General features: G+C 35.8%; 11 protein-coding genes. 5 read left to right on the forward strand and 6 right to left on the reverse strand.

What is annotated here, in order from left to right:
- Positions 1 to 30: 30 nt before the first annotated feature.
- Both B9T31_RS04900 and B9T31_RS04905 read left to right on the forward strand, forming a co-directional pair.
- Positions 31 to 1,113 carry a hypothetical protein gene (locus tag B9T31_RS04900; RefSeq protein ID WP_086180846.1) on the forward strand — a complete coding sequence of 361 codons (1,083 nt, stop codon included), beginning with the start codon at positions 31 to 33 and terminating at the stop codon, positions 1,111 to 1,113.
- The gene (locus B9T31_RS04905; protein ID WP_086180847.1) at positions 1,113 to 1,436 is read left to right on the forward strand and encodes an RnfH family protein; all 324 of its coding nucleotides are present in this window, start codon (positions 1,113 to 1,115) and stop codon (positions 1,434 to 1,436) included. Before B9T31_RS04900 ends, B9T31_RS04905 begins: the two co-directional genes overlap by 1 nt.
- Before the next feature lie 47 nt (positions 1,437 to 1,483).
- On the opposite strand, the gene B9T31_RS04910 is transcribed toward B9T31_RS04905, so the two are convergent.
- Positions 1,484 to 1,882, reverse strand: coding sequence for an outer membrane protein assembly factor BamE (locus B9T31_RS04910; RefSeq protein WP_086180848.1), 399 nt, complete (start codon positions 1,880 to 1,882; stop codon positions 1,484 to 1,486).
- A gap of 111 nt (positions 1,883 to 1,993) precedes the next feature.
- Here B9T31_RS04910 and fur point away from each other — a divergent pair, with 111 nt between their 5' ends.
- A complete protein-coding gene (gene fur, locus B9T31_RS04915) occupies positions 1,994 to 2,431 on the forward strand; it encodes a ferric iron uptake transcriptional regulator (protein ID WP_086180849.1) in 438 nt (145 codons plus the stop codon).
- A gap of 97 nt (positions 2,432 to 2,528) precedes the next feature.
- Here fur and B9T31_RS04920 read toward each other — a convergent pair whose 3' ends face one another.
- Positions 2,529 to 3,566 (reverse strand): type IV pilus twitching motility protein PilT, encoded by a 1,038-nt coding sequence (locus tag B9T31_RS04920; protein ID WP_086180850.1) that lies wholly within the window; start codon positions 3,564 to 3,566, stop codon positions 2,529 to 2,531.
- A 137-nt stretch (positions 3,567 to 3,703) separates the two neighbouring features.
- On the opposite strand from B9T31_RS04920, the gene B9T31_RS04925 reads away from it, so the two are divergent.
- Positions 3,704 to 4,390 carry a YggS family pyridoxal phosphate-dependent enzyme gene (locus B9T31_RS04925; RefSeq protein WP_086180851.1) on the forward strand — a complete coding sequence of 229 codons (687 nt, stop codon included), beginning with the start codon at positions 3,704 to 3,706 and terminating at the stop codon, positions 4,388 to 4,390.
- A gap of 109 nt (positions 4,391 to 4,499) precedes the next feature.
- Here the strand turns inward: B9T31_RS04925 and B9T31_RS04930 are convergent, their stop codons facing one another.
- Positions 4,500 to 8,096, reverse strand: a complete 3,597-nt coding sequence (locus tag B9T31_RS04930) for an AAA family ATPase (protein ID WP_086180852.1) — start codon at positions 8,094 to 8,096, stop codon at positions 4,500 to 4,502.
- Between the two features lie 9 nt (positions 8,097 to 8,105).
- Positions 8,106 to 9,359, reverse strand: a complete 1,254-nt coding sequence (locus B9T31_RS04935) for an exonuclease SbcCD subunit D (protein ID WP_086180853.1) — start codon at positions 9,357 to 9,359, stop codon at positions 8,106 to 8,108.
- A 383-nt stretch (positions 9,360 to 9,742) separates the two neighbouring features.
- Here B9T31_RS04935 and B9T31_RS04945 point away from each other — a divergent pair, with 383 nt between their 5' ends.
- On the forward strand, positions 9,743 to 10,192 hold the full coding sequence (locus B9T31_RS04945; RefSeq protein WP_086180855.1) for an ABZJ_00895 family protein: 450 nt from the start codon (positions 9,743 to 9,745) through the stop codon (positions 10,190 to 10,192).
- A gap of 218 nt (positions 10,193 to 10,410) precedes the next feature.
- Here B9T31_RS04945 and thiO read toward each other — a convergent pair whose 3' ends face one another.
- Together thiO and hemB are read right to left on the reverse strand one after the other, a co-directional pair.
- On the reverse strand, positions 10,411 to 11,535 hold the full coding sequence (gene thiO / locus B9T31_RS04950; protein ID WP_086180856.1) for a glycine oxidase ThiO: 1,125 nt from the start codon (positions 11,533 to 11,535) through the stop codon (positions 10,411 to 10,413).
- 19 nt (positions 11,536 to 11,554) lie between these two features.
- Positions 11,555 to 12,568: a porphobilinogen synthase gene (hemB, locus tag B9T31_RS04955; protein WP_086180857.1), complete on the reverse strand. Its 1,014-nt coding sequence runs from the start codon at positions 12,566 to 12,568 to the stop codon at positions 11,555 to 11,557.
- Between the last annotated feature and the right edge of the window lie 91 nt (positions 12,569 to 12,659).

The following is a 12,659-nucleotide window of genomic DNA, read 5'->3' on the forward strand; positions in this document are numbered from 1 at the left end:
ATAGCCATAGATTTTTAATAGGAAAGCATCATGTCTCATAATGCTCTATCACGATGGCTATCGCCAATAATGGCATTTTGTTTATCATTTATTATTATTACAACATTAGCACCAGTCACAGGAATACAAGTCGAGCGCCAGATTGATTTTTGGATTCTTTGGTTGTTGACAATGGTGATTTTAGCATTACCTATTTGTTATTTAGAAATTGCACTCGCTAAGCGCTCTAAAACGACGGCATTGCATGCTTTATCAAGCTTAACTAGAGATGCAGATGCCTCTTCAAAATGGCGTGTTGTGGGCTGGTTAGCTGTTATTTTTATTCCATTTCTAGCTGGTGCTATTTTAAATAATGCTGCTCAGTTATTAATGGTTTATGCTGTACCTAGGTTTGAATCTAACCTTTTATTTGTTGGTCTTGCAATTTTGGCAGTCGTGATTTCTTTTATTCCGCGAGGAATAATTGTTTTACTCACCGCACTGGGTGTGATTTCTTCCTTAGTGTTTGCCAATGTCATTGGAACCGCTTTACCCGAATGGCAAGTTACACCACTTGAACTTTCTGAATGGGGACATGCGACTATTCTTGCATTGGTTGCGAGTGGTTTAGGACTAGGACTATATTCTCAATCTAATTTATCTACCATCCAATCTGAAGATGTTGCGACTAAAACAGCTTTACCCGTATGGATTGCACAATTATTTGCAGTGATTGCATTTGGTTTTTTTGCAATTCGTACAGAAATTCCAGCAGTCGCATTCATTTTGGCTGTACTTGCTGGCTCAGCTTTATTGCTGCAAATGGCAAGAGAGCAATTGGCACAGCGTCAAACTTCCGTCATTGTGCAATGGGTTATTTTACTGGTCGCTTTATTCATTTGGGCGATTCCACAAACGAGTGTAGTTTTTAATCATGTTATTGTACTTTGGGGGCTCATCATTTGTTTTATTTACGCAATTTTTGCAGGCTGGATTATGAAAATTAGCCATTTGCGTAAATCGATGAATTTTAGCCACGAAATATTTTATAATCTTTGGCGTATTGCTGTACGTATTATTCTTCCACTCGGTATTATTATGGCAATCATTGCTTATCTTGGGCAATGGATATAATGAATATGATTCCATACGTTTGGGTTGCTTATGCGACACCAGATCAGCAGTTGAATCTTGCAGTTGAATATCAAGAGGGATTAACTGCCAAAGAAGCAATTGAATTAAGCGGTATTCGTATGCAGGTTGATTTGCCTGAAATCTTACAATTGGGAATTTTTGGTGTTCGTCTTACAGATGAGAATCAAATACTGGCTGTTGGTGATCGGGTCGAGATATATCGTGCATTAACAGTGAACCCTAAAGATATTCGAAGAAAACGAGCAGAAAACCATCCAGTTGGACGAATTATTAAGGGTAATCGATTTAAACAATTGAAATAATATGAAAAACCCCTCAAAGAGGGGTTTTATTTTAGCTACTAAAGCACTTATAGTGGGGGCGCATTTAAAATGGTTTCTTTAGAGCCTGGAAGCCCAGGTTGAGACTCAGGAATAGTTTCTAAACCTTCAATTTTCTCTACGATGCCTTGTGCATTAAAGAAAATTTTTAAATGTTGCCCGTGTGCAGCAGGGATTTTTGCTTTTTTAGCATAGGTTCCTGGGATATAGTTGTAAATATAGTCCCAGCGTAAAGGATTTAAAGGATCTGATATTGTTGGACTACCAAGTAAAAAGCGAACTTGTTGGTGGGTCATTCCCACTTGAATTTTGGCTGCTTGTGCTTGGGTTAAAGGTGTACCTTGAGGAATATCAACTTTATAAACGCCTAAGGTTGAACAACCTATAAGCAACGAAGTGACGAATAACGTCAACATGATTTTTTGCATTTTGCTACACTATCCCAAATTAATTATGATGCATTTGATCCACGGATAGATCATACTGCATCTTATGTTTGTTGCATATTCCAACTTTAATTTTGTTGAGAGATCTTATTCATGGCTATTTCTAATCAAGACTTACGAAAGGCTGGACTGAAAGTTACACTTCCACGTATAAAAATACTCGAATTATTAGAAAATTCAAGACAACACCATTTAAGTGCTGAAGATATTTATAAAACATTACTTGAGCAAGGGGAAGATGTCGGTTTAGCAACTGTATACCGAGTGTTAACACAGTTTGAAGCCGCAGGTATTATTCAGCGCCATCATTTTGAAAATAATCATTCTGTATTTGAAATTATGCAGGAAGATCATCATGATCATATTGTTTGTCAAAACTGTAACAAAGTCGTTGAGTTTACCAACGATGTTATTGAACACGAACAACATGAAGTGGCAAGAAAGTTTGGTTTTGAGTTGACTGGACATTCGTTAAATCTTTATGGTTATTGTGATGGACCTGAGTGCCAAGAAGCATTCCGTAAACGTTAATTTTATTTAGATCAAAAAGGCTTCTTTAAAGAAGCCTTTTTTATTTGAGATTAAATTTCATATTGAGTATGGGTTAAGTCTACAAATATCATTGAGCTTATAAGAAAGTTTCTGGTTGTTTTGCTAATGTACGAGCAGTCTGGGCTAAAATTACACCTTTAGAAACTAAGTTTTTTAAACTCTGATCTAAGGTAATCATGCCGTGATTTGCACCTGTTTGAATGGCTGAATACATTTGAGCCACTTTATTCTCACGAATTAAATTTCGAATTGCAGGAATTCCAATCATAATTTCAAAAGCTGCAACACGCCCACCACCATTTTTCTTTAATAAGGTTTGTGAAATAACAGCTTGAAGAGATTCTGATAACATGGTGCGTACCATTTCTTTTTCCTCTGCTGGAAAAACGTCAATGACGCGGTCTATTGTTTTTGCAGCGGATGTAGTATGTAGCGTGCCAAAGACCAAGTGCCCTGTTTCTGCAGCAGTAAGTGCAAGACGAATGGTTTGAAGATCTCGCATTTCACCAACAAGAATAATATCGGGATCTTCACGCAGTGCAGAACGTAATGCTTCATTAAACCCAAAAGTATCTTTATGTACTTCGCGTTGATTGACTAAGCATTTTTTAGATGGATGAATGAATTCGATTGGATCTTCAACCGTTAAAACATGCTCATAGCGATTGTCATTAATATAGTCAATCATTGCAGCTAACGTGGTAGATTTTCCAGAACCTGTAGGTCCTGTAACCAGTACCAATCCTCTTGGAATATCACAAATATTTTTAAAAACCTGCCCCATATTTAACTCTTCCATCGTTAAAACTTTAGATGGAATTGTTCGAAAAACGGCACTGATACCACGATTCTGATGAAAAGCATTCACACGAAAACGCGCTAAATTTGAAATCTGAAAAGAAAAATCAATTTCTAAGCTTTCTTCAAATTTTTGCTGTTGTTTTTCATTCATAGTGTCATAAATGAGTTTTTGTATTTCATGATGTTCTAATATAGGCAGGTTGATTCTTTTAATTTCACCATCCACTCGTATGAGTGGTGGCATTCCTGCAGATAAATGTAGATCTGATGCATTATTTTTTGTTGCAAACGTTAATAGTTCTATAATATCCATTTAAGTCCCCAAGCATGAATATAGTTTTTTTGAGTGAATATAGTTTTAATTATTTTGATAGAATAAGGCTTTCTGCGAACTTAACCAACAGTTTGTTGAAATTAAAAGTAAAAAATTTCTGAAAAGAGAATATCTTAATGGCTAGCCTTCAAATATTACATCGTTCAGTTTTAGAACAAATTCATCAAGCTTGTCTTTTAGCCAAGAGAATGCCAGAAGAAGTACGGTTGTTAGCAGTGTCTAAAACGCATCCTAGTGCGGCATTACGAGAGATGTACGACGCTGGACAGCGGGCATTTGGAGAAAACTACTTACAAGAAGCATTGGCTAAAATTGATGAATTAAAGGACTTAAATATTGAGTGGCATTTTATTGGTCATGTGCAAAGAAATAAAACCAAACTATTAGCAGAAAAATTTACATGGGTACATGGGGTAGATCGGTTAATTATTGCAGAGCGTTTATCTAATCAGCGTGAGAGTTCACAAGAACCATTAAATATCTGTTTACAAGTCAACATTGATGCTCAAGACAGTAAAGATGGTTGTCAACCTAAAGAGGTTGCATTGTTAGTTCGTGAAATAAGCCAACTTCCTCATTTAAAACTACGCGGTCTAATGGTAATCCCTGCACCGAATAATGTGCATGCATTTATGGATGCACATGAATTATTTGAAAAGGTAAAGACTGAGCATTTACATCCAGAAGATTGGGATACACTTAGTATGGGAATGTCTGGAGATATGTTAGAGGCGATTCAAGCAGGTTCAACAATGGTACGTGTGGGGACAGCGTTGTTTGGAGCACGAGATTACTCGAAATAATCAGCATTTGCTATAATAAAGAATAGAGAGTTTTTGTATTTATAAAATTCTATTGATCTGATTTTTCTAAAATGCCTATGACTAATTGAGCCATAGGCATAATCAAAAATTAACTGGCAATCTCGATTGTACTTGCACCAGCACCAATAGCTTTCACTTGAATCTGTACCGGTATTCTTTCATGCATTTCTTGAATATGTGAAATAAGCACCACTTTACGACCTTGGCTTTGGAGTTGATCTAGTGCGTTCATAACCAAGTGTAAAGAAGAGGCATCGAGGGTTCCAAAACCTTCATCAATAAATAAAGATTCAATTTTCATGGAGCCAGAAGCCATATTGGCAATCGCTAAAGATAAGGCGAGTGCTGTTAAGAATGACTCACCACCAGAAAGTGATGACACAGAACGTGTTTCTCCATCCATATCATGATCGACAATTGCCAAACTTAATGAATGATCTAAACGTTTTAAGGTATAACGCTGAGAAAGTATTGCCAATTGTTGGTTGGCATATTCAATGAGAATATCTAAGTTATATTGCTGAGCATAATCACGAAATTTTTTACCATTCGCATCGCCCATTAAGCCAGAAATTTTATTCCATCGATGTTCTTCTTGTTGAATCTGTTGAATTTGATCATAAAACTTTTTTTGTTTATCTAAATTGTTTTGATGAAGTTTAAGTTTGAGTTGAACACTGTCACGAACCTCTTGTATTTGTAGCATATGTTCTTGAACTTCACTCAGCTGAGTTTGTAGTGGGATACGTTCAATGGCAGGTTGTAATAGAAGATGTTGCTGATATTGCTCTTGAATGGTTTTAAAAGCAGTTTTAGCATCATTAAGTGCACGTTCTAGCTGTTGCACAGATATACGTATTTGCTGTGCTTGTTCAGTTTGAATGTTCAGTAGTTGGTTTAATTGCGCACAGTCAAACTCAGGATGACGAGTGAGCCAATTTTGTACTTCGGACAAAATATTCTGTAGTTGTGCTTTCAGTTGCTGATTTTGTATTTGCAGTTGATCGAGTTGGCGCTGCTGATTTTCAAAATTTTGGCGAACTTGATCATAGTTGCTACGAATGATATTGAATTGCTGTTGTAATTGTTGACGTTGTTGATCGAATTGAATTAACCAGTCATGTGGTTTTTCAACTTTTTCTTTGGCTATATCAAAAATTAATTGAATGGCAGACTCTGTGTTTTCCTTACCTTTTTTGGCATATTCGTTTTTTTGTATTTCTGTAGACTTGATCTGTTCATTTGAAAACTCAATACGTTGTTCAAGCTGATTTAAATACTGATTTTTAGAATTTAATTGCAGATGAAAGCTTTCAGTCTGTTTTAATTGTTCTATGCGGTTTTGAAGTTGTTGATTGAACTGACTAGCAGTTTCCAAAGTTTGTTTTTTCCACTTTTCATGTTGCTCGGTATTTAAACAGCTTAAAATATCTTGAATATTTTGTTCACATTGTTGTACAGCAAAAAGCTGGTGATTAACTTCGTGAATATACTGTTTAAGTTGTTTTTGTTGTTCTTGAACATTTTTAAGATGAATAAGCGTTTGGTCAATACTTTCATTTTCTCGTTGGTGCTGGTGAATTGTACAAGTGATCGTCTGCTCAATGATTTCTTGTGTATCAGATAGGTTAATCGATAAATCAATTTGTTTAAGTAATGTGGAAAGTTGTTGTTCAATATATTGAAATTTAAAAATAAGTTCAGTTTTTTGTTGTATGTTGATCTCGAGTGAGGCTGTGTTTTTTATACAATACTGTTGAGATTGTTGCCAAGTTTTAAAATATTCTTTTTCTACATGTATTGCATGTTGTTCTTGTTGTTGCTGTAAATCAACAAGTTCACGCGAAAAAATGACATGGTTATGCGCATAAGGATGTTCTGTACTTCCACAGACTAAACAAGGTTCATCATTAATTAATTGCTCACGTAATTTTTCAATATTTTCGCTATGCAATAATCGTTGTTGCTGTAATAGTCGTTGTAATTGCTCACGTTCTTGTTTTTGGTTGAGATATTGTTGCTCTGTCAGTTGTAATTGATGTTGCAGTCGTTCAGCATCTTGTTGTAATTCATTGTGTTGAGTTTGATTTTTTTTTTGCTCTATCTGAACTTGAAAATAATGCTGTAAATGGTTTTGTATGACGTTTAATTGATGTAATTGTTGTATATGATTATCCCGTTGCTGCTGTTTTAAATTGATATTCTGAGTAATGGTTTCATCGAGTCCATCTTGTGTTTGTGAAACTTGCAGCTGTTGTTGCTTTGTTTTTAAACTTTTTATGGCAACTGACATGTCACCATATTGCTGTTCAAATTGTTGGTAACGTTGTAAGAAGCGTTGTAATTGGTTTACATGTGTTGGTAAATTGGGGTCTAAACTTTGAAACTGCTGAGTACTGAGTAGGGACTCAGTCGACCGTTGATATTGGGATGTAAGTTGCTCAATCTCAAGTTTAAGTTGTTGATGTTCGCGTTGCAGAGGTTGCTGTTTCTCTTGAAGTGCTATTAAGTTGGTTTTTGTTTTATTAAATTGCTGAAGAATAAAATCACGTTCTTGAATGCGTACTCTGATTTGTTCAAGGACTTTTTGATGATCCTGTTCAAAGCGTTGTTGTGTTTTAAGTTGGTCATCAATTGTTTGAAATGCTAATTTGTCAGCATCAAATGCAACTCGAATCGTATTAAATTGTTGTTCACTATTTTGAATTTGAGGTTGTAAATAAGATAATTCAGCTTCAGTTTTCTTTTGTTGAAGAAGGCTTGGGCGAATTGAAGAAAAAACCTCAAGTTGTACCAATTGTTGACGCTGATCAGCGCGTTGATCAAATTGTAGTTGTTGTTCCGTCAGATAAGCTTGACGAGATTGTAACTCAAGTTCAAATTTATGCTGTTGTTCAAACCATTGCTGTTGTTTATTGAGTTGCTGTTTTTCAGTTTCCAATAATTGTAGTTGCACATTACTTTGCTTTAATTCTTCTGAATATCGAGTGACATCTTCATCAGATAAGATTTCGATATGTCCAAGTAGATTTTCAAGTTCTTTGCGTTGATTCGCAATTTGTTTTGTTTTTTCATAGGCCAATTGACCAATTTTTTCAAAAATATCAGAATTTGTAAGATATTGTAGTAGCTCACCACGTTCATTATCACGTGCTTTTAAAAATGCAGTAACTTCAGATTGAGCCAATAAAACGGCTCGCGTAAATTGTTCAAAACTGAGTTGAGTAATTTTTTGAATTGCAGTTTCTACTGCTTTGGTTTTATCGGCAACAATAACGCCATCACTTAAACATTTGAGAGAGCGTTGTACACTTTGTAACTTACCATTCGGGTTTTCCCGTGCACGCTTAATTTCCCAACGTGCTAGATATGTTTTCTGATCTTGTGCAATAAAACTCAACTCAGCAAAGCCATGACCTGTACCGCGACGTAATACCGTTAAGGGGGAGTTGGTAAGAAGTTCAGTACCATCAACATCAACTAATTTCCCATCACTATCTTTTAAGCGAGGAATACGGTTAAATAATGCCAAACACATGGCATCTAAAATGGTTGATTTACCTGCACCAGTCTTTCCAATAATTGCAATTAATCCGGCACTGGCTAAAGGCTCACTTTCAAAATCAATAAAATGCTCACCTGATAAAGATGCTAAATTTTTAATACGAATAGATAAGATTTTCATAATAGTTCTCTAGCGACTCTCATCTTGCTCAAGTGATTTTTGTGCTTCTTCAACTAAGCTTAAAAAATCTGATAATACGCTATCATCTGCTTTATAACCTTGCTTTTCCCATATTTGCTGAAAGAGTTTTTCAGGCGTAGGTGGTTCTAAATGGATTGTAGTTTGCGAATTTTGAGTTGAGTTTGGGGGGATATATTGTCGTGAAATTCGCACTAAACGATAACGATTTGGTGCTAAAGCATCTTCAAATTGTTGACGTAAATTAGGCTGTGGAGGGGTATCTGTGTGGTATTCAATATCGATATATTCACGTTGATCAATCGATTCAATTTCGCCGTCAGGTAACGCTTTTAATTGTTCAAAAACATCAGTCAAATGACCTTTAATTTTATGTAATTGTACGCTTCTTGGAATGGTTAAAATGTTGAAATGAACACGCGACTCATCATTTTTAAGTGGGTCGATTTCGACCTCTATAACTTGGTGTTTGTAGTTTAACTCACTAAATGATAAGGGAATAGGGGAGCCACTATAACGAATATGTGGTTGACCTACTTTTTGAGGTTTGTGTAAGTGACCCAGTGCAACATAGTCAATAACATCATCAAATAATTGTGTTGAAAGCGCTTCTTCATTCCCAATAATAATTGGACGCTCGGAGTCAGAAGTTTCACCGCCTTGCATATGTGCATGTGACATTAAAATAAGTGCTTGATCTACAGTGGTTCTTTTTTTGGCTTCAGTAATGAGTTGCTGGTGTAAATATGCAATTGCATTTTGACTATTGGTGGTCTGATCATTATATCCCGTAATTTCAGCTGCACGTAAAAATGGAAGCGTTAAACACCAAGCAACAATAGTTTGATTTTCATTAAAAATAGGTTGTAAAAGTCGATCTAAATTTAATGTTTTATCTTGATTCCAAGCAATTACACCAACTGCTTTTGCATTATATTTTTCAAGTAATGGTTCAACTTGCTCAATGCGATAACCTGAATCGTGGTTACCCGCGATCATTAAGGTTTGCATATGTGGTGCAATCGCATGAGCATCGGCTAGAAATTGATAGAGTTGTTTTTGTGCCGCAGAAGCAGGATTGATCACATCAAAAATATCACCTGCAATGAGTAAAGCATGCGGTTGCCTATCTTTAATTTGCTGAATCAGCCATGACAGAAATTGTTCATGTTCATATTGACGTGAATGATTATAGAAAAACTGTCCTAAATGCCAATCTGAAGTATGAAAAAAACGAACCGTCATAATTTTACCCTATGTTCAGATGAACATAGTAGCGAAATTTAGAAGTGAAATTCTAGTTTTATCGGTTTTTAACAAGAAGAAGTGTTGAAAACATAAAATATGATGTTAAAAAATAAAGACCGACGATTCGAGTGATGATGAAATCGTCGGTCAAGGATGCTTATAACAAAAATTTTGGCTACTATTTCAAAATTCATGTTCAAGCGATGAACTTATTGCTCTTAGGGATGTCGCCGAAAATATTGTGGATGCCAGTACAATTTCACGGTTGCGACAAACCTTATACTTATATAACGCTATGGGATGTAGAATGGTTGACAATAAAATGAAAAAAAAATCATTTTTTTTTATACTGAGTTATTCAAATTGTTTGAGTTAATGTCATGGTCGTATTAACCCGTTATTTTATTTGGTTTTTTTTTCTACTTTTTATTTTTACCTGTATTTGTGGTGTGATTGCTGCGTTATTACCACAGGGCGTAGGTGGCATTTTAACAGTGATTCCTTTTCTTATTGCAATGGTATGGGTTTTATTTAAATTTATAAAGCGAGAAAAAAGAGCACCTAACACAACCGAAAGAAAAAAATTAGTTTGGGGGATTAATAGTATTTTTTGGTGCTTTAATTTATTGTTTGTATTTTTAGGTATTTTTCTTTTCTCTAGAAATAGTCCAGAAATTTGGGAAATCTTTACACTTTACTTGCAACAACCAAAATTTATGCTGACCATTGCGATTTTATTTTTATTGATTGCAATTCCGTTATGGGTATTAACTTATTGGTTTTATGGTCCTCAAGCCATTCGTATGGCCAATAAATTGCATCATTCATAAAATATGAGTGAATATATGTGCACAAAGAGTAAGTATGATTGGTATCGATATTTTTGAAAGTATGCTTATGATTAAATTAGATTCATACGATAGATAAATAACGCAATAAATAAGATGTAATAAATGAATAATTTGAGTTCGATGATATGCATAGCCTATTGATTGAAAGTCGGCTATGCATTGGATAGATCATGTTGAAAAGCTAAGTTTGTGTACATTTAACTGATAATTGCATCAGCTTGATGAATTAAACGAGTAGGGGCGTAGACTGCTGCATTTTCAATGGTGGGTAAATTAAACATTAATTGTTTTAGGAGTTTAGCAGATGCTGGTGCCATACATAGTCCATTACGAAAATGTCCAAAGTTTGCCCAAAGGTTATGAGTTTGTTCAATTTTGCCAATATAGGGAACACCTGAAGGTGAGCTTGGTCTTAAACCAGCCCATTCCTGTACTATTGGAAATTTTTTAAGCTCAGGAATCATATCAAAACAAGCACTTAAAATATCTTGTTTGATTTTAGCATCAGGTTCAGTGTTAAAACCGACTTCTCGCATACTAGAACCACAGACAATATGACCATCCAAACGTGGAATAAGATACATCACCTTATTCATACACATGGTCGGTAGCCAGTTTTCAGGGGTTTTAAAGAGTACCATTTGTCCCTGTACGGGCTGAACAGGTATTTCTTTTTGTAATTGCTGCGCCCATTGTTCGGACCAAGCACCAGTGGTCAGTACAAAATGATCGGCTTGAAATATAGTTCCTTGATGATTGCTAATAGAATGAACGATGCCGTGTTTTATATTTAACTTTTTAATTGGGCAATATTCATGGAATGTTACTTTAGGGTGCTGTTTTAAATAGGTGGTAATTGATTTTAATAAACGTGGATTTCTGACATTCGCAAGATGCGGGAAATAAATTGCCTGTCGGTATTTAGGATGCAGATGTGGATTGAGTTGTTCAAGTTGTTCGTGTTGTAAGTATTCAGCATGTTGAACAGGATTTTGATGTACATGTGCATAATTCAGTCCGATCTCAAAATCATCTTCATCTAAAATAAGCATGCCTGTTTCATGAATTTGGAAATCAATTTTTGTGATTGGTTGAAGCTTTTGATTCCACTCTTGATATAAAGGCATGGCATGTTTAGCAAGATCATTCACAGCTTGTGAATAACGCCATGGATACATTGGTGAAAGAATTCCGCCACCCGCCCAAGATGCTGCTTTGGCTACTTGTCGTTGATCAAAAATACTCACGGTACAATCTTGTTCTAAGAACTCTAAAGCAGACATTAAGCCATTAATGCCTGCTCCTAGAATGGCGATATGCATGTGCACCGAAATCCTTTTCTTATTTCATTTGTTTTAATTGAATTGCTGCTTCTTCAGCAAAATAAGTCCAAATGCCATCTGCACCTGCACGGCGGCAGCTCATCAACGATTCAATAATGGCACTTTCTGATAACCATCCATTTTGAATTGCACCTGCAAGCATGGCATATTCACCGCTGACTTGATAAACAAAGGTTGGAATTCCAAAATTATCTTTGACTTCACGGACAATATCGAGATAAGGCATACCAGGTTTAACAATTACCATATCTGCACCTTCTTGAATATCGAGGGCAATTTCATGCAGGGCTTCAGCACGGTTGCTAATATCCATTTGGTAATTATATTTATTGCCCCCTTTGAGGTTGCTTGATGAACCCACTGCATCACGGAAGGGTCCGTAAAAACTTGATGCATATTTTGCTGAATACGCCATGATACTGGTATAAATAAAATTATTGGCTTCTAGTGCTTGGCGAATTGCACCAATACGACCATCCATCATGTCGCTAGGTGCAATGACATCTGCACCTGCTTCAGCATGGCTTAAAGCTTGTTTGATTAAACAGTCAACGGTTTCATCATTGAGCACATAGCCAGTATCATCGATGATGCCATCTTGACCATGTGTGGTGTATGGATCTAAAGCCCCATCGGTGATTAAAACCATTTCAGGTAATTCTTTTTTTAATAAACGAAGTGTCGTTTGAACAAGACCATCTTCATGCCAAGCAGCTTCTGCGGTTAAGCTTTTATCTTCTTGTGGAGTAACTGGAAATAGTGCTAATTTAGATATACCTAATTCAAGTAATTTTTCAGATTTTTTTAGTAATAAGTCTGCCGATAAACGTTGAATGTTTGGCATGCTTGGAATATCTTGAGTTTGGTTTTGCCCAGGCAATACAAATACAGGATAAATAAGATGATCGGTTGTTAAATGGGTTTCTCTAACCATCGCCCTTAATTGGTCATTTTTACGAATACGGCGCATACGGGTAGCAGGAAAAGCAGGACGATTGAACGTATAAGTCATAACAATCTCAATGATCAGTATTAAACTGTGGCCTATTGTAGACGCTTATCTGTGCTTTAGGGCAATACAATTCATTTTTTTATTCAATCAA

It is taken from the genome of Acinetobacter sp. ANC 4558 (assembly GCF_002135375.1).
Classification (GTDB): Bacteria; Pseudomonadota; Gammaproteobacteria; order Pseudomonadales; family Moraxellaceae; genus Acinetobacter.

Excerpts from the sequence above, each read along its gene's own strand:
- B9T31_RS04930 (WP_086180852.1), bottom strand. The coding sequence starts at position 8,096 with ATGAAAATCTTATCTATTCGTATTAAAAATTTAGCATCTTTATCAGGT.
- hemB (WP_086180857.1), bottom strand. The coding sequence starts at position 12,568 with ATGACTTATACGTTCAATCGTCCTGCTTTTCCTGCTACCCGTATGCGC.
- B9T31_RS04905 (WP_086180847.1), top strand. The coding sequence starts at position 1,113 with ATGAATATGATTCCATACGTTTGGGTTGCTTATGCGACACCAGATCAG.
- thiO (WP_086180856.1), bottom strand. The coding sequence starts at position 11,535 with ATGCATATCGCCATTCTAGGAGCAGGCATTAATGGCTTAATGTCTGCT.
- B9T31_RS04900 (WP_086180846.1), top strand. The coding sequence starts at position 31 with ATGTCTCATAATGCTCTATCACGATGGCTATCGCCAATAATGGCATTT.
- B9T31_RS04935 (WP_086180853.1), bottom strand. The coding sequence starts at position 9,359 with ATGACGGTTCGTTTTTTTCATACTTCAGATTGGCATTTAGGACAGTTT.
- B9T31_RS04945 (WP_086180855.1), top strand. The coding sequence starts at position 9,743 with ATGGTCGTATTAACCCGTTATTTTATTTGGTTTTTTTTTCTACTTTTT.
- fur (WP_086180849.1), top strand. The coding sequence starts at position 1,994 with ATGGCTATTTCTAATCAAGACTTACGAAAGGCTGGACTGAAAGTTACA.
- B9T31_RS04920 (WP_086180850.1), bottom strand. The coding sequence starts at position 3,566 with ATGGATATTATAGAACTATTAACGTTTGCAACAAAAAATAATGCATCA.
- B9T31_RS04910 (WP_086180848.1), bottom strand. The coding sequence starts at position 1,882 with ATGCAAAAAATCATGTTGACGTTATTCGTCACTTCGTTGCTTATAGGT.
- B9T31_RS04925 (WP_086180851.1), top strand. The coding sequence starts at position 3,704 with ATGGCTAGCCTTCAAATATTACATCGTTCAGTTTTAGAACAAATTCAT.